Here is a 21,038-nt window from a genome sequence, read left to right as displayed (position 1 = left end):
ATGAACATTTTGGTGATCGGTGCAGGTGGTCGTGAACATGCAATAAGTAAAAAACTTTTAGACAGTCCGAAGGTGGATACTGTGTATTGTGCGCCAGGAAATCCTGGAATGGCAAAGGACGGCATCAATTGTGTCGCTATCAGTGATCAAGATCATTCAGCATTAATTCATTTTGTTAAGAAAGAGGCTATTGATTGGAGTATCGTTGGTCCTGAAGTTCCTTTATTAAATGGAATCGTCGATGATTTTATGGCGGAAGGATTGAAAATCTTCGGTCCGACAAAAGCAGCAGCTCTGATCGAAGGTTCGAAAAGTTTTGCTAAACAATTGATGGAGACGTATCAAATCCCGACAGCTAAATCCAGAAGTTTTGAATGTTACGAAAAAGCAGCAGCGTATATCAAAGAAAACGGTGCGCCAATCGTAGTGAAAGCGGATGGCTTAGCAGCTGGAAAAGGTGTAGTCGTGGCTACAACAGTGAAGGAAGCGCTGGATGCGGCAGAACAAATGTTGAACCAGCATCGATTTGGGAACAGCAGCAAAAAAATCGTCGTAGAAGAGTTTTTGGCAGGAGAAGAATTCTCCCTTTTGGCGTTTGTCCGTGATACCAAGGTGTATCCGATGGTCATTTCGCAAGATCATAAGCGGGCATTTGATAACGATAAAGGGCCAAATACAGGGGGAATGGGAGCTTATTCACCAGTACCGCAAATTCCAAAAAAGATGATTGAAAAAGCTGTGGAAGAAGTTTTGAAACCAGCGGCTTTAGGAATGAAAGAACTAGGACGCTCTTTCACGGGTGTTTTATATGCGGGTTTGATTGCTACGAAGGAAGGACCAAAAGTGATCGAATTTAATGCTCGTTTCGGTGATCCTGAAACGCAAGTCGTTCTTTCTCGGTTGAAGAGTGACTTTGCGCAAGTAATCGATGATTTATTAGAGAATCGTGCAGTAGAGTTAAAGTGGCAGCAAGAAGGATACAATGTAGGTGTTGTGGTGGCAGCTGCCGGTTACCCCGAAGAATATGAGACAGGAATGGTTCTACCAGATTTTCTGGAAGAAGAGCTTTCTGTTTACTATGCTGGAGTTTCCTCAAATAACGGCAAACTAGTTGGAGCAGGAGGTCGTCTTTATTTAGTAGAAGCATATGGTGAGACGATCAAAGAAGCACAGGAAAAAATCTACACCGCGTTAATGGATAAAACGACAGATGGAACATTTTATCGTACAGATATTGGAGAAAAAGCTGCCAATAGCGAACTGGTCGTGAAGTAAATCAGCTGCTTCCATTTATAAAAAAATACAACAAATATAGTCGGAAGTGTCGATTTTAGTGAAGCCTTTTCATAAAGAGTGTGGTACACTTTTGTTGTGTATATAAATAAGGAGGAGTTCAGATGAAAAAAATTCAATTAGGTACTTCTGACCAGAAAGTAGCTGCAGTGATCTTAGGCTGTATGCGTATCAACAATGCGGAAGATCCAGTAAAAGTGATTGAGACAGCTTATGAAAACGGCATTGATTTTTTTGACCATGCAGATATTTATGGGAACGGTGAATGTGAAGAAATCTTTGCAGATGCTCTAGCAAAAACATCAATCAAACGAGAAGATCTTTTTATTCAAACAAAATGTGGAATCGTTCCAGGTGTGATGTTTGATTTTTCTAAAAAACATATCATTGAATCTGTGGAAAAAAGTTTGACCCGTCTGAAAATGGATTATGTGGATGCTTTACTTCTTCATCGTCCAGATACATTGGTAGAACCAGAAGAGGTAGCTGAAGCATTTGATGAATTGGAACGATCAGGTAAAGTCCGTTATTTTGGTGTCAGCAATCAAAAACCAATGCAAATCGAATTGCTGAAAAAATATGTTCGTCAACCATTAGTAGCTAATCAGCTGCAATTTGGCTTGAAACATACTGGAATGATCGATCAAGGGATTCATGTCAATATGACAGATGAAGCAAGTATCGACCATGATGGTAGTGTACTTGATTATTCCCGTTTGCATGATATGACGATCCAAGCGTGGTCGCCATACCAGTATGGATTTTTTGAAGGTGTATTTATCGGGAACGAAAAATTCCCTGAATTAAACCAAACATTAGAAGAACTAGCAGCTAAATATCAAACGACACCAACTGGCTTGGCTTCTGCTTGGATTTTGCGCCATCCAGCCAATATGCAAGTAATCGCCGGTACGATGAACGTAGGGCGAATCAAGGAAATCGCTCAAGCATCAGAAATTAATATGTCTCGGGAAGATTGGTACGAATTGTACCGTGCTGCTGGAAACATTTTACCTTAAAAGTTGTCATGCAGGTGAACGGTGCGATCAATTAAAAAGGCGGAATATCTTGAAAGCTATTTTCAGCTTCGAGATATTCCGTCTTTTTTTAATTACAACGGGAAAGAGTATCACTGTACGGATTTTATTTATTATTTATTTTTGTTTTCAAGGAAAATCTGTGTCCGATATTCTTTTGGGGAAATCCCTTGTTTTTTCTTAAATAAATAACTGAAATAGTTAGGGTCATTATAACCAATCTCAAAAGCAATATCTGAGATACGATAGTCTGATTGCTGTAATAATTTTTTTGCTAATTCGATTCTTTGTTCTGTCAGATAATCGATGAATGTTTGGTTAAACGATTGAGAAAAAATCGTACTGAAATGAGAGGGGCTTAATGCAACTTGTTGAGCGACCCAAGTTAAGGACATATCTGGATCGGTAAAATTTTCTTTGATAAAATCCAATGCATGGTTCAAAATTGGCTGATATTTGTTCCTTGAAGGCTGTGAGGGCAGAGCAGTTAAGAAAGAAATGAACATATAAACAGTCGAACGGTAAAGCGAATCGTCGGCGCTGATTGCTAAGCGTTGACTGGTGGATGTGCAATGAACCATTTCTTGCGGGATTTCCTTTTCTTTCAGGCAGACATGCTGGAGTAGCTTAGTCAAGACAAATAAACGATATAATCGTGTTCGAGTTGGTGTGCCTTGTGGTTTCGTCAAGTGTTCGATGTACTTAGATACTTCGTTTTTCGATAATGAAGACAAATCAAGTGAGAGATCAAAGTAAAAGACAGAATCAACTGGAAGTTTCGCTTCTTTAATCAAATCCTCATAGCTGATAATTTGATCTTTAAGGGAACTGGCAGTTTCAAGTATCATCTGCGTGATCTCGAAAGATGCAGGTAATTCGCTGATTCTTTCTGCGACAGGACCGATGGCGACAGAAAAATTATTTTTTTGTCCCTTCTCTAATTCATGGACCAACGTTTGGGCTACCTGATAACTGGTCTCGATTACATTTTCTTCAAGAGGATCAACTATTAAAAATTTAATGAATCGCGAGGAAACAGCAGAAAAAATCACTTGTTGATTCTCCCTAAATAAAAACTTCAAATAATCACTGAGATGAGCGTAATCTTCAAAGTCTGTACTGACTTGGTTTGCTGCTAATAATACGGTCATTTTTTTCCCTGCTAAAGAGCGATTGAAAGATTCAGCAAGTTTCAATGTTTCACTGATTGTAAGTGAGCCTTTGAACAAACCGTTCAAGAAATGATTTTTTTTCAATTCGAAAACAAGATCAGAAGAAGGGAGCGTTTCTTTTTGCTGCAAGTCTAAAGCAGTCACTGCTTTTTCTATTGCTTGTTTCAATTCGTTGCTTTTAATTGGTTTAAGTAGATAATCATCTGCCTGTACCTGGATTGCCCCTTTCATATAATCGAAATCGTCGAATCCGCTAATAAATATGAGGCGAGTCCAAGGAAGCAGTTTCCTTGCTTCTTTTGAAAAAGTCAAACCGTCCATGAATGGCATTTGGATATCAGTCAGAATGATATCGGGCTGTAAGTCGATAATCGAAGACAGTGCCATCTCACCATCTCCAGCTTCCCCGACATATGTGATTGGATAATATGAACCAAGGGCAGTTATTTGTTCCCGTAAGTTATTGCGAATGAGGTATTCGTCTTCGATAATAAAAACTTTATACATATTTGTTTCCTCCAATTGTTTTGGGAGATATAGGAATCGTCAGTGTGACAGTTGTCCCTTCTCGGTATTTGCTGTCAATCGTGATAGGTTTTTGATTATTTCCGTAATAGAGAAGGAGACGCTTGTTTACGTTGTAAAGCCCGTAGCCGATACTGAAATCTGAATCGATCCCTTTGGCTAACTCTTTACGTATTTCTGCTAGTTTTTCTGCAGGAATGCCAATACCGTTGTCTATGACTTTGAATTGGATCATTTCGTCGATTTTGCATGCAGTAATACGAATAAATCCTTTGTGACGAACATACTTTGTTCCATGGTACACAGCATTTTCGATCAATGGTTGCAAAATCATCTTTAAAATAGAAACAGGAAAAAGTGTTTCTGGTATATCGATCTTATAGTCAAGCATATGTCTATATCTTATTTTTAAAATGACCAAATAATCATTGATATGGCTGATTTCCTTTTCAAGAGGAATCCAGTCTTGTCCTTTGCTTAAAGACGTACGAAAAAAGCCGGAAAGTGCATGGGTCATAGTCAGAGCTTCTTCAAAGCAGTCTTGTTCGATCAAAGAAATGATGGCATCCAAACTGTTATAAATAAAATGGGGAGTAATCTGAGCTTGCAATACACGAACTTCACTTTGTGCTAAATGGTATTGTTTCAAAGCGTTTTCCCGTAAAGACTGGTTTAGTTCTTCCGCCATTTTGTTCATACTAGCGGTAAGTGTCTGTAGTTCTTGTGTTTCTGGCATGTTTAAACGAAATCTAAGATTTCCTGAAGAAAGCTGTTCGGACATTGTGATCAGCTGATTGATCGGCTCTTGGACCTTTTGTTCTAAAAAGCGACGATTCTTTTTCGCATAGAAAAAAATAGTACTAAGAACCCCCAATTCTACTATTGTTAATAAAATGAGTGAGCGGACAAGCGTCGTATTTTTTTGACTTGCTAAGTCGATTTCCACACGAACAAAGTCCTGTAAAATATCTGACAGTAGTTGAGTGACAGAATCTACCTGATTGATGATCTGTTCATTGGTATCCATAAAATCTTCTGCCAAGATATGATGAATGAGCTCAGTTTGATAATCTTCCAATGTATCGATTGTACGTAACGATACATCTAACGTACTAATTTCTTTAAGTGTATTGGTATTATTTTTGATCTCTCGAATGTCATTCCTAAGTTCTTCTAGGATATTTTCCTTGTTGAACTCATCTACGGTTACTTGGCCAGAAATCAAGTCCCACATACTTTCCAAAACTTTTTGATCAACCTTCAAAGCAATTGCATCTGCTTTTTGGATATTTGCGATCGTCTGTTGATAAATCAAAAGCTGTTGCGAATATAACAGTATGCTTAGTAGCAAAGGGATAACAGCAAATAGAAGCATGGCTTTGTTTGCTTGGGCAAAAATCTGTTTTATGCTTAAATTTTTTGTCATGATACTTCTCCAGTCAATAATTTCTGGTTGGGATGTTAGCTATATTCTGTTGGGAAAAGACAGTCTCGGAAATAAAAATATCTTTAGGTAGTGTTTTTCCTGTTTGAAGATTTCCAAAATAACGAGTAACGGTATTGGCTACATACCAGCCGACATCAGGTTTACACTCGACTACGCAATTGACGATTCCTGAGCGTAGATTCTCGATCATATCTTCTTGTCCATCAATCGTTACAATGATCAAATCTTCTCCAGGTTTGATTGATGTTTCTTTTATCGCAGCTAAAGCACCGTGAGTCATTTCATCACTATGGCTGTATAATACATCGATTTCGGATAAATCATTTGTTTCTAAATATCGTTTCATCTGGTCTTTTCCTTTCATCCGAATAAAATCACCGACAATTCGGTGAACAATAGTCATTGGAGGTTTATGGTCAATAGTTCCATCTTTTTTTAGGGTTGGTTTACGATTGATTGATTCCAAAAATCCTTCGAAGCGTAGCTTGGTCGGTGTGGAGTTCTCTGAACCAGCAAGTTCTAGGATTCTGATTTCCTGTTTCTTTGAATTTGTGAAGTGATTGCTGACAAATAAACCCGCCCGATTTCCTTCTGCTTTGAAACTGGGGCCGATGTGGGTGACGAAAAGCTCGGGATCATTCGTTTGAATATGTCTGTCGACAAGTATGACAGGGATCTCTGCTCGCTTTGCTTCTTTTAATACAGAGTCCCACCCAGATTCTTGCAAAGGAGTAAAAATGATCATATCCACTTTATAGGCAATAAATGTCCGTATATCTTGGATTTGCCGTTCCTGATTCATGTAGCCATTTCGGTAGAGAACTTGGTAATCTTCTTTTTCAAGCGCAGTGATAATTGATTCAGTATGCTTTTTCCGCCAGCTACTCTCCGTTCCTGATTGCGAAAAACCAACGACTAGTGGGTCAGGTGCTTCCTTTGTATTAGGTGTACACCCTATCATTTGGTAAGCGATTACAATAAGGGGTAAAAAAAATAAAACACGTTTCACTTTAGATCACTCCATCTGGATTTGTTAGTACTATCTTATCAGATAAAGGAGAAAATCAAAGTCAAAAGGAATTAATCGAAAAAAATCCAAGAAACTTAAAAAAATCCAAGACAAAAAAAGAACACCTAAAAAATTTAAAGTAAATCCCATAAAAAAATCAATGTTAACGCTTTCTTTATTAGCTATACTCGGTGTATCAATTGGAATGGGGGATAAAAAATGAAAAACAAATTTAGAAAGATTCTTGGGAGTATCGCTATTTTGACCGCAAGCATTCTATTAAGTGCGTGTGGCAATTCAGGATCTGCAGATGATAGTACGGGGTATGTAGGAATCGCTATGCCGACCAAATCAGCAGAAAGATGGATCGCTGATGGGAACAACATGGTCTCAGAATTAGAAAAACTGGGTTATAAAACAGATCTTCAATACGGAGAAGATAAAGTAGAAAATCAAGTAGCGCAAATCGAAAATATGATTACAAAAGGGGTAGATACACTTGTGATTGCTTCTATCGATGGTTCAGCTTTAACTGATGTGTTAGCTAAAGCAAAAGAAGCAGATATCAAGGTAATCGCCTATGATCGTTTACTGATGAATTCAGAAAATGTCGATTACTACGCGACTTTTGATAATTTTGGAGTAGGTGTATCGCAAGCAGCTTATATTGAAGAGCACTTAGGATTGAAAGAAGGAAAAGGGCCATTCACGATTGAATTATTTGGTGGCTCGCCTGACGACAACAATGCACTAATTAATTACAACGGAGTGATGTCTGTTTTACAACCATATATGGACAACGGTCAGTTGATCGTGCCATCTGGACAGACGAGTTTCAGTCAAATCGCTACGCTTCGCTGGGATGGTTCTACGGCGCAAGCAAGGATGGATAATCTGTTAAGCGCAAATTATACTGACCAAACATTGGATGCTGTTTTGTCGCCATATGATCCAATAAGTTTAGGAATCATTTCGTCATTAAAAGGCGTGGGGTATGGGAGTGAAAGTAAACCTTTACCTGTGATTACTGGACAAGATGCGACAGTTGCTGGCGTCAAATCGATCATTGCCGGGGAACAAACACAAACGATCTTTAAAGACACACGTATCTTAGCAAAAAATACGATTGAAATGATCAAAGCAATCAGTGATGGAGAAGAGGTTCCGGTCAATGATACTGAAACTTATGATAATGGGGTGAAAACTGTTCCTACGTATTTAGCAAATACAGTATCTGTCGATAAAGATAATTATCAAGCAGAGCTGATCGACACAGATTATTATAAAGAATCCGATCTGAAAAATTGAGAGGAACCAAACAAGGAACTAAAGAGATCTAAGTCAGAGAGAGGATAAGAATTATGGCGGATTGTATTTTAAAAATGGCAGATATCACCAAAAAATTTTCTGGAATCCGAGCGTTAGATTGCGTGAATCTGATGATTGAACGTGGGGAAATCCATGCATTGTGCGGAGAAAACGGAGCGGGAAAATCAACATTGATGAATGTCTTGAGCGGCTTGTATCCATATGGCTCCTATGACGGGGAAATCTTTTATGATGGAAAGCTGTGTCAATTCAAAGATTTGAAAGATAGTGAAGAAAAAGGCATCGTCATCATTCATCAAGAATTAGCATTAAGTCCTTATCTTTCAGTAAAAGAGAATATTTTTCTCGGAAATGAACAAGCAGAAAGAGGCGTGATTGATTGGGAACTGACAGAAAAGAAAACGTATGAATTGCTGAACAAAGTCGGTTTGTCTATCGACCCGAATCTTCTAGTATCCCAGATTGGCGTAGGGCAACAGCAACTAGTTGAAATAGCTAAAGCATTATCAAAATCCGTCCGTCTATTGATTTTGGATGAGCCTACCGCTGCATTGAATGAAGAAGAAAGCGCGAATTTGCTGAGATTGATCCGAGAGCTGAAAGAGCAGGGTGTAACCTCCATCATTATTTCACATAAGCTGAATGAAATCGTGGATATCGCAGATCGAATCACCATTTTACGGGATGGACAGACGATTGAGACGCTAGAAAATGAAATGATCAGCGAAGAGCGTATTATTCGCGGGATGGTGGGCAGAGATTTAGTTGATCGTTATCCTGAAAGAAAACCGGATATTGGAGAAGTTTATTTTAAAGTAGAAGACTGGACGGTCTATCACCCTCTTGATCAGGAGCGAATCATAAACGACCATATCAACTTGCATTTGAAAAAAGGAGAGATTGTAGGAATAGCTGGGCTGATGGGAGCGGGCAGAACTGAATTCGCTATGAGTCTATTTGGACATTCTTATGGAAGCAAGATATCCGGACGTATATTAAAGGAAGGGGCAGAGATATCAGTTAAGACCGTTCCTTCAGCCATTGCAAACGGACTCGCTTATGTCTCGGAGGACCGAAAATCTTTAGGACTGAATCTGCTGATGGATATTCGGGAAAACGTGACGCTGAGCAGTTTGGATAAAATAAGTCAAAAAGGAGTATTAGATAAAGAAAAAGAAGTAACTGAGGCAGAAAATTTCCGGAAAAAGATGCGTATAAAAACAAACTCCATCCATCAAATTGTCAGTAGTCTTAGTGGTGGGAATCAACAAAAAGTCGTTTTATCCAAGTGGCTGATGACACAACCCGATATTCTTTTTTTAGATGAGCCAACCCGTGGGATAGACGTTGGGGCAAAATATGAGATCTACACGATTATCGAAGAAATGGCAGCAAATGGCAAAGCTGTCTGTCTTATCTCTTCTGAACTTCCTGAAATCTTAGGAATGTGTGATCGGATCTATACGATGAACGAAGGACGTATTACAGGAGAAGTCTCGCGAGAAGAGGCAGATCAGGAAGTCTTGATGAAATTAATGACGAAAGAAGAGGTGGGGTAAGTTGGAACAAGCAAAAAATCTTACGGATAAAAAAGAGAAAAAACTAAATTTGAAAAGTAGAGCAGCTGATCTTTTTGGTCGCTACAGCATGGTGATCATTTTAGCGGGACTACTTATTGCGTTTCAATTGATGACAGATGGTATTTTCTGGCGTCCATTGAATATAACTAACCTTGTTTTGCAAAATAGTCATATATTAGTACTAGCTGCAGGGATGTTATTAGTTGTGCTCTTAGGTCATGTGGATTTGTCGGTAGGGTCAGTGATGGCGTTTGTTGGTGCAATTGCGGGCATGATGATGGTCAATCGCCAAATGAACCCGTGGGTGACAGTCATCACATGTCTTGCAGTAGGCGGGTTGATCGGCGCATGGCAAGGTTTTTGGGTAGCTTATGCTGGGATACCGGCGTTTATCGTGACTTTAGCAGGATTGCTGATGTTTCGTGGACTGACACAAGTTGTTCTAGGAGGCCAATCTCTGGCACCTTTTCCAGCTGTTTTCCAAAAAATGTCTACGGGTTATTTACCAGACTTAAGCGAAGGAAGTAGCCTTCACTTCTTGACATTGATTTTAGGAATGATCATCACCATCGTGTTAGTTGTTGGACAATGGCGAACAAGAAATCGTCGGAAAAATCATTTATTTGAAGTGGAATCTCCAACAGCTTTCTTGGTAAAGGCGGTATTTACAGCAGTCGTTGTACTAGGGATAACTTATATCTTTGCCTCTTATCAAGGATATCCGATCATTTTGATCATTCTCGGTTTGATCGTCGCGGCATATGGGTTTTTGACAAATAAAACAGTAGCAGGTCGCCAGATTTATGCGACGGGCGGAAATCGAAAAGCGGCTGAACTATCAGGAATCAAAACAAAGCGGATCACGTTCTGGGTTTTCGTCAACATGGGAGTCATGGCAGCTTTAGCTGGATTAGTTTTAGCAGCTCGGTTAAATGCGGCGACACCTCAAGCGGGTACTTCGATGGAACTAGATGCGATGGCGGCAGTATATTTTGGTGGTGCTTCGACATCTGGCGGCATCGGAACGATTATGGGGGCGATTGTCGGTGGCTTGGTCATGGGTGTATTGAACAATGGCATGTCGATTTTAGGCGTTGGGGTAGATTGGCAGCAGGCGATCAAAGGGTTGATCTTGCTTTTAGCCGTTGTATTAGACTTGTATAACAAGAAAAAACGGACAACGTAGGAGAACACCGTTTATTCAGAAAAAAGACTGTGACAAGACATTTGTCACAGCCTTTTTTTCGCTAAAAGCGAACATTCATTGCTTCGTTTGTATAGACTAAAAATAATGTATGTTTTTTAACCATTCGTATAAATTCTCTTTTTGCTCTTGATTTTTTCGCTTAATTGAGTTAAATTACATAGGGCGCTAAAAAAAGCCCTGATTAAATTAATAATGTTCGTGTTTTACTGGATGTGAACATCAGGAGGATAATGTAATGAAAGTATTTGATTACGAAGATATTCAATTAATTCCTAATAAATGTATCGTAAATAGCCGTTCTGAATGTGATACAACGGTCACATTAGGTAAACATACATTCAAAATGCCAGTAGTGCCTGCCAACATGCAGACGATTATTGATGAAACGATTGCAGAATTCTTAGCGGAAAATGGTTATTTCTATATCATGCATCGGTTTGATGAAGTAGCCCGAATTCCGTTTATCAAAAAAATGAAAAAGCGCGGATTGATTACCTCAATCAGTGTTGGCGTCAAGAAAGAGGAATATTCCTTTATAGAGAAGTTGGCAGAAGAATCGCTAAATCCTGATTATATCACTATCGACATCGCACATGGACATGCTAACTCAGTTATTGATATGATCCAGCATATTAAAAAATATTTGCCTGAAACTTTTGTGATTGCCGGTAATGTTGGTACACCGGAAGCCGTCCGTGAATTGGAAAATGCGGGTGCAGATGCAACAAAAGTCGGGATTGGTCCAGGAAAAGTATGTATTACAAAAATCAAGACAGGCTTTGGAACTGGAGGCTGGCAACTGGCCGCTCTTAGATGGTGTGCGAAAGCAGCTCGTAAGCCGATCATCGCTGACGGTGGGATCAGAACACATGGCGATATTGCAAAATCTGTCCGTTTTGGAGCAACAATGGTTATGATTGGCTCATTGTTTGCCGGTCACGAGGAATCTCCTGGCGAAACAAAAGTCGAAAACGGAATTGTATATAAAGAATACTTTGGTTCTGCTTCAGAATTCCAAAAAGGTGAAAAACGAAATGTTGAAGGAAAGAAAATCTGGATCCAACATAAAGGATCTTTGAAAGATACACTAGTGGAAATGCAACAAGACCTTCAGTCATCTATTTCGTATGCTGGAGGAAGAGATCTGGAATCCATTCGGAAAGTTGATTATGTCATCGTGAAAAATTCGATTTTTAATGGAGATACGATCTAAATAATGAGTAAAATATCAGCGGAAGGTTCATAACAGAACCTTCCGTTTTTTATGTTTTGCAAAAAAAGCTTTTCTTTTTTCTCGTAAATTCGGTAAAATCAATAGAAAGAATGGACAACAGAAAAGAGAGGACTATGTGGGGAAAAGTAGAGAAAAAACAAGGACCGATTTATCGTCAAATCATGGAACAGATCATGAGAGAAATCGAAAGTGGAAGAATCAATCCTGGAGATCAACTTGAATCGGAACGAAAACTAGGGCAATTTTTTGGTGTAAATCGTTCCACCGTTGTTCATGCATTGGAAGAACTTAGAGAGCTTGGCGTATTAACAAGTAAACGTGGTAGCGGTTGGTTCGTCAATCAGACTGAATGGGGGAAATTCGCCGTTCCAAGAATCGATTGGCGAAAAATGATCTCACCTCGCTATGAACAGACGGATTGGTATGAACAAAAAATAAAAGAAGCAAAGCAGAGCCAAAGAACATTGTTCCTTGACTTATATGCGAGTGAGATGCCAGATGAGCTTTTGCCGAATTTTGAGTTTCCTTCTTATTCTCTTGAAGAAATCTTAGTGGAAGAAAAAGAAATGGATCTTTTAGGCTATACTCCGTTACGTAACAAAATCAAACAGTATTTGGAAAGTAAATTTGAACTGACCTTTTCCCTAAACCAGCTTCTGGTGACTGGTGGTGGTCAGCAAGCAATCTTTTTGATCTTACAAACGATTCTTTCTGCTGGAGAGGGGATAGCTGTAGAGTCACCTTCTTTTTTTTACCGATTACCTCTTTTCAAAGCTTCAGGAACGCGTTTATTTGGGATACCGATGGATGAAGAAGGGATCGACTTAGAAAAACTGAAAGAATCGATCCATAAAAATAAATTGAAAGCAGTGCTGATCAACCCCAATTTTCAAAACCCTACAGGAAAAGTGATGAGTCAAAAGCGACGAGAAAAGCTAGTAGAATTGTGTCGGCAGTATCGGCTTCCAATTATTGAAGACGATGTATTTACGGACCTTTCATTTCTAAACCAAGATGAAGTTCTTCCTATACGAACGATTGATCCGGATAATGTATTATATGTCGGTTCGTTATCTAGAATTTTAGGAAAAACAACGAAAATCGGTTGGTTGATCGGACCAGAGGCCTTTATCTCGCAACTAGCTAAAGCGCAAGAAATGATGGAGTTTTCGATGAACATCCTTACACAAATCACGGCCGCTAATATATTTGATGAAGCAATTGATTTGAAAATGTTGGATGTAAGAAAAAAATTGAAAGAAAAAAGCCAACTGATAAGCATTTGGGCGGAGTCTCAATCGTTTTTCAAGCTTCATTCGATTTTAGGTGGTTATTATGCTTGGATCACTTGGGATGGAAAAAAGCTGGACCCTCAACTAGCAGAAAAAGTAGTAGATTTGGGTCTAGGAATTGCACCAAGTCTACTTTTTGGGCAAGATATAAATGGAATCAGAATCAATTACAGTCGTCTAGATGAAGCCAACATATCGTTGTTTTATTCAAAGATGAAAATTTTAGAACAGTGGTTAACAGAATAATTTCACAAAGTAAAAAGATTAAAGAATATAACAGCTGGGATTTAAATTTCCGGCTGTTTCTTTTTTTTCGTAAAAAGAAGACGAGGCAAAGTATTAGAGAAAAATACACTCTTTGTATAGCCATTCACGATATCTTAAGAAAATAAATAGTTGCAGCAAAACTGTATAACACCAGCGTTTCTAAATAGAAACAGATCATTGTAAGTTTGATTAGAAAATAGAAAAAACACAGCCTAAATATAAAACGCTTTCCTCATTGTGATTATATTCACTAAAGCTGTTAATATGCGGATTGACATAATTTCCTTTCATCGTGAAAATTTGTGCTTTTAGCTTGTATTTCTCATAAATCCATGATAATTTATTAATGAAGACGGTTAAATAGTGATACAGTTTTATTCGCTGTTTCAATCGCAGAATGAAGAGATTTTCTTATAGATGAGAGAGGAATGTGTGACAAATGGCAAACAAAAAAGCACCGATCGACTTCCAAGCACTGCTAGATGAAGTCAATGCAGATTTCCCAGTATATCAAGCACTTGATCAAGATGGAAACGTAGTTAACAAAGATTTAGTACCTGATTTATCCGATGATGAACTCGTTGAATTAATGACTCACATGGTATGGTCTCGTGTATTAGACCAACGTTCCACAGCGCTGAACCGCCAAGGACGCCTAGGCTTTTTTGCACCAACTGCAGGACAAGAGGCAAGTCAGCTGGCCAGCGCGTATGCATTTGATAAAGAAGATGTTCTTCTTCCAGGTTATCGAGATGTCCCTCAACTAGTAAAACATGGTTTACCTTTATCCCAAGCATTTTTATGGTCTAGAGGACATGCTGCAGGTAATTCTTATCCAGAAGAATTGAAAGCTCTACCACCACAAATCATCATCGGTGCACAATATGTACAAGCAGCCGGTGTTGCATTAGGTTTGAAGAAACGCAACAAGAAAAATGTTGTCTTCACTTATACTGGTGATGGCGGTTCATCACAAGGTGATTTTTACGAAGCAATCAATTTCGCTGGCGCTTACCATGCAAATGCTGTGTTTTATATCCAAAACAACGGGTATGCGATCTCTACACCTCGTGAAAAACAAACCGCAGCAAAAACACTTGCACAAAAAGCTGTCGCAGCTGGGATTCCAGGTATTCAAGTCGATGGAATGGATCCGCTTGCAGTGTATACTGTATCTAAAATGGCACGGGAATGGGCGATCAGCGGAAATGGACCAGTCCTAATCGAAACACTGACTTATCGTTACGGACCCCATACACTATCTGGGGACGATCCAACACGCTACCGTACAAAAGACACAGATGACGAATGGCAGAAAAAAGATCCATTGATCCGCTTCCGTAAATATCTGACGGAAAAAGGACTTTGGTCTGAAGAAAAAGAAGAACAAGTGATTGAAGCAACTAAAGAAGAAATCAAAGCAGCTATCGCAGAAGCCGACAAAGTTCCAAAACAAAAGGTTTCAGATTTCTTGAAAAACATGTTCGAAGTATCTCCACAATCAATCAAAGAACAAATTGCAATTTATGAAGCGAAGGAGTCGAAATAATCATGGCACAAAAAACAATGATCCAAGCAATCACCGATGCCTTAGCACTTGAACTAGAAAATGACGAGAATGTCGTTGTTTTTGGTGAAGATGTTGGGAAAAACGGAGGAGTTTTCCGGGCAACTGAAGGATTGCAGGAAAAATTCGGAGAAGACCGAGTATTCGATACTCCTTTAGCTGAATCTGGAATCGCAGGGTTGAGTTTTGGGCTTGCGTTGGAAGGATTTCGTCCAGTTCCTGAAATCCAATTCTTTGGTTTTATTTTCGAAGCAATGGATGAAGTAGTAGCTCAAATGGCTCGTACAAGATATCGAATGAGCGGTACTAGAAATCTACCAATCACGATCCGTTCACCATTTGGTGGCGGTGTTCATACACCAGAACTGCATTCAGATAATTTAGAAGGTTTGATTGCCCAGTCTCCTGGTATTCGAGTAGTGATCCCATCAAATCCTTACGATGCAAAAGGACTATTGATTTCTTCTATTAGAAGTAACGATCCAGTTGTTTTCCTAGAACACATGAAACTATATCGCTCATTCCGAGAAGAAGTGCCGGATGAAGCTTACGAAGTTCCTTTGGACAAAGCAGCAGTTACTCGTGAAGGAACAGATGTATCTGTTATCACATACGGGGCAATGGTGCGTGAAGCAATCAAAGCAGCAGATAATCTTGCAAAAGAAAATATCTCTGTTGAAATCATTGATCTTCGTACAGTTGCGCCATTAGATGTAGAAACGATCATTCAATCCGTGGAAAAAACGGGTCGCGTAGTCGTTGTCCAAGAAGCACAACGACAAGCGGGTGTTGCTGCGCAAGTAGTTTCTGAGATCTCAGAACGCGCTATCCTTTCATTAGAAGCCCCAATCGGACGAGTTTCTGCACCTGATACAGTCTTCCCGTTTGGACAAGCAGAAAATGTTTGGTTACCAAACGCAAAAGATATCGAAGACAAAGTAAAAGAAATCGCGGAATTTTAAGAAAAGAAGGGACGAAACAAAGTCATGGCTTATCAATTTAAATTGCCGGATATCGGTGAAGGAATTGCAGAAGGTGAAATCGTCAAATGGTTCGTCAAACCAGGAGATACGATTAATGAAGATGATACATTATTAGAAGTTCAAAACGACAAATCAGTAGAAGAAATCCCCTCACCTGTAACAGGAACGGTTAAAAATGTCATTGTTCCAGAAGGTACAGTAGCAAATGTTGGGGATGTATTGGTAGAAATCGATGCACCAGGACACGAAGACAATGAAGGGGACAGTGGTGTAGCCGCAGAATCCCAAACTCCAGCTAACCCGGCTGCTGAACCAACTGTTGATACAGGATCAGCTGGATCGTCAAGCGAAGGAGTCTTCCAATTCAAGTTACCGGATATCGGTGAAGGAATTGCAGAAGGTGAAATCGTCAAATGGTTCGTCAAACCAGGAGATACAATCAATGAAGATGATACATTATTAGAAGTTCAAAACGACAAATCAGTAGAAGAAATCCCGTCACCCGTAACCGGGACAGTTAAAAACGTGATTGTCCCAGAAGGCACAGTAGCAAATGTTGGGGACGTGTTAGTAGAAATCGATGCTCCTGGACACAATGGTGCACCATCAACTAGTGCGCCATCAGCTGAAGCACCAAAAGAAAAAGTGGAAACATCAGGTTCAGCAAGTGTCGTTGAAGCTGCCGATCCAAATAAACGTGTATTGGCTATGCCATCTGTTCGTCAATTTGCCCGCGAAAAAGATGTAGATATCTCACAAGTAACTGCAACTGGAAAAGGTGGCAGAGTAACAAAAGAGGACATCGAAAACTTCTTGACAGGTGGTCCAAGCAGTGCACCAGCGAAATCAGAAGCGCCAGAAGCGGCAGCGCCGAAAGAAGCAGCTGCTGCAGCAGAAAGCAAACCACCTGCAACAGCAAAACCATTCAAGTCCAACTTAGGAGATTTGGAAGAACGTGTAGCAATGACACCAACACGTAAAGCTATTGCTAAAGCAATGGTCAACAGTAAGCATACAGCTCCACACGTGACATTGCATGATGAAGTAGAAGTGTCTAAACTATGGGATAACCGGAAACGATTTAAAGAAGTTGCTGCTGCAAATGGTACGAAACTTACTTTCTTGCCATATGTCGTGAAAGCTTTAACAGCGACTGTGAAGAAATACCCAGTATTGAATGCATCTATCGACGATGCAAACCAAGAAATCGTTTATAAACATTACTACAATATCGGTATTGCAACTGATACGGATCACGGACTATATGTACCAAATGTGAAAGATGCAGACCGCAAAGGAATGTTTGCTATTGCAGACGAAATCAATGAGAAAGCAAAATTAGCTCATGACGGCAAACTATCTGCAGAAGATATGCGCAATGGAACGATTACGATCAGCAATATCGGATCTGTAGGTGGCGGTTGGTTTACACCAGTCATCAACTATCCAGAAGTAGCTATTTTAGGTGTAGGAACGATTGCACAACAACCAATCGTAAATGCTGAAGGCGAAATCGTTGTCGGTCGTGTGATGAAACTGTCATTAAGTTTCGATCACCGTATCGTAGATGGAGCAACTGCGCAACAAGCAATGAATAATATCAAACGTCTTTTAGCTGATCCAGAGCTATTAATGATGGAAGGATGATAAACAAATGGTAGTTGGAGATTTTGCTGTAGAATTAGATACAGTTGTAATCGGTGCGGGACCTGGTGGCTATGTAGCTGCCATCCGCGCTGCTGAAATGGGACAAAAAGTAGCAATCATTGAAAGAGAGTATATTGGCGGTGTTTGTTTGAACGTCGGCTGTATTCCTTCAAAAGCACTGATAGCTGCAGGACACCATTATCAAGAGTCACTAGATTCTGAAATGTTTGGAGTAACTAGTGAAAATGTCAAACTAGATTTTGCGAAAACACAAGAATGGAAAGAAAACAAAGTTGTTCATACGTTGACTTCTGGTGTTGGTTTCCTATTAAAAAAACATAAGGTTGAAACAATCGAAGGAGAAGCGTTCTTCGTAGATGATCACACACTACGCGTCATTCATCCAGATTCAGCTCAAACTTATTCGTTCAATAACGCAATCATCGCAACAGGTTCCCGTCCAATCGAGATTCCAGGATTTAAGTTCGGAGGACGTGTGTTAGATTCTACTGGCGGATTAGCATTGAAAGAAGTACCTAAGAAATTTGTGATCATCGGTGGCGGTGTGATTGGTGCCGAATTGGGCGGAGCGTACGCAAACTTAGGAGCAGAAGTAACGATCCTTGAAGGCTCACCACAAATTTTACCAACTTACGAAAAAGATCTAGTAAAATTAGTAGAAGATGATTTCAAGAAAAAAGGCGTAACAGTCGTAACGAATGCAATGGCGAAAGAAGCAGTCGATAACGGCGACAGCGTGACAGTGAAATATGCAGTGGATGGGAAAGAAGAATCCGTTACTGCTGATTATGTGATGGTCACTGTAGGTCGTCGTCCGAATACGGATGATATGGGCTTAGAACAAGCAGGTGTCGAAGTAGGAGAACGAGGATTGATCACGGTAGATAAACAAGGACGTACGAACGTACCCAATATCTATGCCATCGGTGATATCGTTCCAGGGGCGGCATTAGCACACAAAGCCAGTTATGAAGCAAAAATCGCTGCTGAAGCAATCTCTGGCAAAAAAGTAGCTGTAGATTATAAAGCAATGCCGGCAGTAGCCTTTACTGATCCTGAATTGGCTTCTGTAGGTATGACAATCAAAGAAGCAAAAGATGCTGGTATCGAAGCAAAAGCATATAAATTCCCATTTTCAGGGAACGGTCGAGCATTATCGCTTGGTAAAACAGAAGGATTCATCCGTCTAGTTACGACAATCGAAGATAACGTGCTGATTGGTGCACAAATCGGGGGAGTCGGTGCAAGCGATATGGTTTCTGAATTAGCTTTAGCAATCGAATCAGGAATGAATGCTGAAGATATCGCCTTGACGATTCATCCGCATCCATCTCTTGGCGAAATCGTCATGGATGCTTCGGAATTAGCATTAGGCTTGCCAATTCATATTTGATTTGAATAATATAGGCGAAACGCAACTGAGAAATCAGTTGCGTTTTTTTCTTTTTCTGGAAAATAATGGTACGTATTTTTATTACATAAACTGATATCATAAAAAATAAACAGAAATATTTGAGTAATGTATCCATCAAATGGGAAAGAAGGAAGTTAGAAATGAAAATTCCAGGAACTGAGGTAGGCGCAAGCATCCAAATTGACCCATCGTTATCACTTGATCAACAACCACAAATAGAACAGATTAGACAATTGATTCGTAGAACTGAAGAGCGCTTCTTTGATCATTTGTCTGATTTGTTTGACGCAGATTCCGAGAAATACGCAAAGATTGAAACTATCATGCTCCGAAATGCTAATATCGATGGACCTTCTTTGCTCGAGGTACTTGAGCGTAAAGGTAAAGGAATTGAACGAAGCCAAGTAGTATTTGCAGATGATTCTGAATTGATTTGGTATAAAAAAAATACGATTATAGCGCTTAGAGAACAATCTGATATAGAAGCAAGTAATACATTATGGGAAACATACGCTAAAAATCAAGATCATACCCTTCGTGAAATCATGAACCCTAGCTTTGATAAACTTATCAATGAAGAAAAAATTTTTATAAATAATGGAGTACAAGAAAGGCTAAGAAGGAAAGCAGAACGTCAAATGGAAGAAAAAAACAAAAACGGCCAGACAATCCGAGTGATTAACTCTCAATTACTCGCCAAGAGTAGAAAAACAAGCAATCTTACACGTGATCATCTAAGATAAATCAAGTTTTTTTGGAATTAATACGAAGAAACTTAATAATAGATAAGAATGATAAAAAGGAGTAAGTTTTCAGTCTCCTTTTTTATTTCTTTTTTATTATCAATAATTTAATTATGTAAACTTGTGATACGACTACTTCTTGGTTTATTACCGTCTCCTATGCTACACTAAAGAAGAATATGAAATAGGAGAGTTGAAGATGCAAGAATATCAGTATCCACTTGATTTAGACTGGACAACAGATGAAATGGTCATTGTAATGAAGATGTGGGAAGATCTGGAACGTGCGAACGAAAAAGGGATAAACAATGAAGCTTTTTTGAAGACCTATCAGCAGTTCAAAACAGTTGTCAAATCCATCGGAGAAGAAAAACGATTGGGTCGGGAATTTGAGAAAGCTTCCGGGTACTCCTTATATCGTACAGTGCAGCAAGCAAAAAAAAATCCAAACAAAACTTTGAGAATGAACGGGTGAGATAAATGGAACAGATGATTGATCATATCAAATCATGGCTTGAAGAAGCTGGTGAGAAAATCCAATCTTCTCAACAAACATTAACGATCTCGCAAAAATCAAATCGAACGGATTTAGTGACAAATGTTGACCGTAACATCCAGAATTTTCTAATCGAAAAAATCCATTCCTATGATTCAGAGGCGAAAATATTGGCAGAAGAAGAAGGGTATAATCAACTAGCAGATCTTGATGGAAGAGTCTTTATCATTGATCCTATTGATGGCACATTGAATTTCGTGATTGAAGGGGAAAATTTTTGTATCATGCTCGCTGTTTATGAATCCGGCGTTGGAAAACTTGGTTTCATTTATGACGTCATGAGAAATGAGCTTTTTTGGGGTGGAAAAGGAATAGGTGTTTACAAAAATGATAGACCAATGCCTAAACCAGCAAATAAATCTTTATCAGAAGGCTTACTTGGTGTGAATAGCTATCTTTTCGGTCATAATAAATATGGAATCCGAGAGATTGCGGAAAGCAGCATGGGAACACGTATGTACGGGTGTGCAGGTCTTGAACTAGCCGCAATCTTGAAAGGAAACCATATTGCTTACATTTCGAACCTCAGTCCTTGGGATTATGCAGCGGGAAATGTCTTATTGGAAGAGTTTGGTATGGTAACAAGCGGTCTTTTTGGCACTCCATTGACCTTTGATAAAAGGGAATACTATTTAGCAGGGACTCCTTGTGCATATGCAGAAATCGCAGACCTTTTGAAAAAAGAAGGCTGAAAAAAGGTAGAAAACATTCACAA

Annotated in this window: 17 protein-coding genes; 14 read left to right on the top strand and 3 right to left on the bottom strand. The window is 39.4% G+C overall.

The window, feature by feature from the left end; genetic code table 11:
- Window positions 1–1,275: a phosphoribosylamine--glycine ligase gene (gene purD, locus AC1F25_RS05095; protein ID WP_002309475.1), complete on the top strand. Its 1,275-nt coding sequence runs from the start codon at window positions 1–3 to the stop codon at window positions 1,273–1,275.
- Between the two features lie 122 nt (window positions 1,276–1,397).
- Window positions 1,398–2,312, top strand: a complete 915-nt coding sequence (locus AC1F25_RS05090) for an aldo/keto reductase (RefSeq protein WP_002309474.1) — start codon at window positions 1,398–1,400, stop codon at window positions 2,310–2,312.
- 131 nt (window positions 2,313–2,443) lie between these two features.
- On the opposite strand, the gene AC1F25_RS05085 is transcribed toward AC1F25_RS05090, so the two are convergent.
- Genes AC1F25_RS05085 through AC1F25_RS05075 form a run of 3 tightly spaced genes read right to left on the bottom strand, consistent with a single transcriptional unit; the run spans window position 2,444 to window position 6,483 of the window.
- A complete protein-coding gene (locus AC1F25_RS05085) occupies window positions 2,444–4,009 on the bottom strand; it encodes a response regulator transcription factor (RefSeq protein WP_002345066.1) in 1,566 nt (521 codons plus the stop codon).
- Window positions 4,002–5,453 (bottom strand): sensor histidine kinase, encoded by a 1,452-nt coding sequence (locus tag AC1F25_RS05080; RefSeq protein WP_479994307.1) that lies wholly within the window; start codon window positions 5,451–5,453, stop codon window positions 4,002–4,004. Before AC1F25_RS05080 ends, AC1F25_RS05085 begins: the two co-directional genes overlap by 8 nt.
- A 13-nt stretch (window positions 5,454–5,466) precedes the next feature.
- On the bottom strand, window positions 5,467–6,483 hold the full coding sequence (locus AC1F25_RS05075; RefSeq protein WP_479994306.1) for an ABC transporter substrate-binding protein: 1,017 nt from the start codon (window positions 6,481–6,483) through the stop codon (window positions 5,467–5,469).
- 219 nt (window positions 6,484–6,702) lie between these two features.
- Here AC1F25_RS05075 and chvE point away from each other — a divergent pair, with 219 nt between their 5' ends.
- The 12 genes from chvE (at window position 6,703) to AC1F25_RS05015 (ending at window position 21,015) form a co-directional block, all read left to right on the top strand.
- Window positions 6,703–7,791 carry a multiple monosaccharide ABC transporter substrate-binding protein gene (gene chvE, locus AC1F25_RS05070; RefSeq protein WP_002313837.1) on the top strand — a complete coding sequence of 363 codons (1,089 nt, stop codon included), beginning with the start codon at window positions 6,703–6,705 and terminating at the stop codon, window positions 7,789–7,791.
- A 53-nt stretch (window positions 7,792–7,844) separates the two neighbouring features.
- Window positions 7,845–9,371 carry a multiple monosaccharide ABC transporter ATP-binding protein gene (gene mmsA, locus AC1F25_RS05065; protein ID WP_002313836.1) on the top strand — a complete coding sequence of 509 codons (1,527 nt, stop codon included), beginning with the start codon at window positions 7,845–7,847 and terminating at the stop codon, window positions 9,369–9,371.
- A gap of 1 nt (window position 9,372) precedes the next feature.
- Complete coding sequence (gene mmsB, locus AC1F25_RS05060) at window positions 9,373–10,578, top strand: multiple monosaccharide ABC transporter permease (RefSeq protein WP_002344173.1); 1,206 nt, start codon at window positions 9,373–9,375, stop codon at window positions 10,576–10,578.
- A 256-nt stretch (window positions 10,579–10,834) separates the two neighbouring features.
- Window positions 10,835–11,812 (top strand): GMP reductase, encoded by a 978-nt coding sequence (guaC, locus tag AC1F25_RS05055; protein ID WP_002313834.1) that lies wholly within the window; start codon window positions 10,835–10,837, stop codon window positions 11,810–11,812.
- Between the two features lie 134 nt (window positions 11,813–11,946).
- Window positions 11,947–13,371: an aminotransferase-like domain-containing protein gene (locus AC1F25_RS05050; RefSeq protein WP_151668698.1), complete on the top strand. Its 1,425-nt coding sequence runs from the start codon at window positions 11,947–11,949 to the stop codon at window positions 13,369–13,371.
- A gap of 460 nt (window positions 13,372–13,831) precedes the next feature.
- Window positions 13,832–14,941, top strand: coding sequence for a pyruvate dehydrogenase (acetyl-transferring) E1 component subunit alpha (gene pdhA / locus AC1F25_RS05045; RefSeq protein WP_002292209.1), 1,110 nt, complete (start codon window positions 13,832–13,834; stop codon window positions 14,939–14,941).
- A 2-nt stretch (window positions 14,942–14,943) separates the two neighbouring features.
- Window positions 14,944–15,921: an alpha-ketoacid dehydrogenase subunit beta gene (locus AC1F25_RS05040; RefSeq protein ID WP_002292208.1), complete on the top strand. Its 978-nt coding sequence runs from the start codon at window positions 14,944–14,946 to the stop codon at window positions 15,919–15,921.
- 24 nt (window positions 15,922–15,945) lie between these two features.
- Window positions 15,946–17,589, top strand: a complete 1,644-nt coding sequence (locus AC1F25_RS05035; protein ID WP_151668697.1) for a dihydrolipoyllysine-residue acetyltransferase — start codon at window positions 15,946–15,948, stop codon at window positions 17,587–17,589.
- A gap of 7 nt (window positions 17,590–17,596) precedes the next feature.
- Entirely contained in the window at window positions 17,597–19,003 is a 1,407-nt protein-coding gene (gene lpdA / locus AC1F25_RS05030; RefSeq protein WP_002289686.1) for a dihydrolipoyl dehydrogenase, read from the top strand.
- Window positions 19,004–19,164: 161 nt separating this feature from the next.
- The gene (locus AC1F25_RS05025) at window positions 19,165–19,767 is read left to right on the top strand and encodes a hypothetical protein (RefSeq protein WP_002309457.1); all 603 of its coding nucleotides are present in this window, start codon (window positions 19,165–19,167) and stop codon (window positions 19,765–19,767) included.
- A gap of 199 nt (window positions 19,768–19,966) precedes the next feature.
- Window positions 19,967–20,242: a UPF0223 family protein gene (locus AC1F25_RS05020; RefSeq protein ID WP_002292206.1), complete on the top strand. Its 276-nt coding sequence runs from the start codon at window positions 19,967–19,969 to the stop codon at window positions 20,240–20,242.
- Window positions 20,243–20,247: 5 nt separating this feature from the next.
- A complete protein-coding gene (locus AC1F25_RS05015; protein WP_002309455.1) occupies window positions 20,248–21,015 on the top strand; it encodes an inositol monophosphatase family protein in 768 nt (255 codons plus the stop codon).
- The last annotated feature ends 23 nt before the right edge of the window (window positions 21,016–21,038 follow it).

Source organism: Enterococcus sp. M-BR2 (assembly GCF_056612775.1).
The sequence above is the reverse complement of the archived record's forward strand: the minus strand, read 5'-3'. Positions and strand labels throughout refer to the sequence as shown.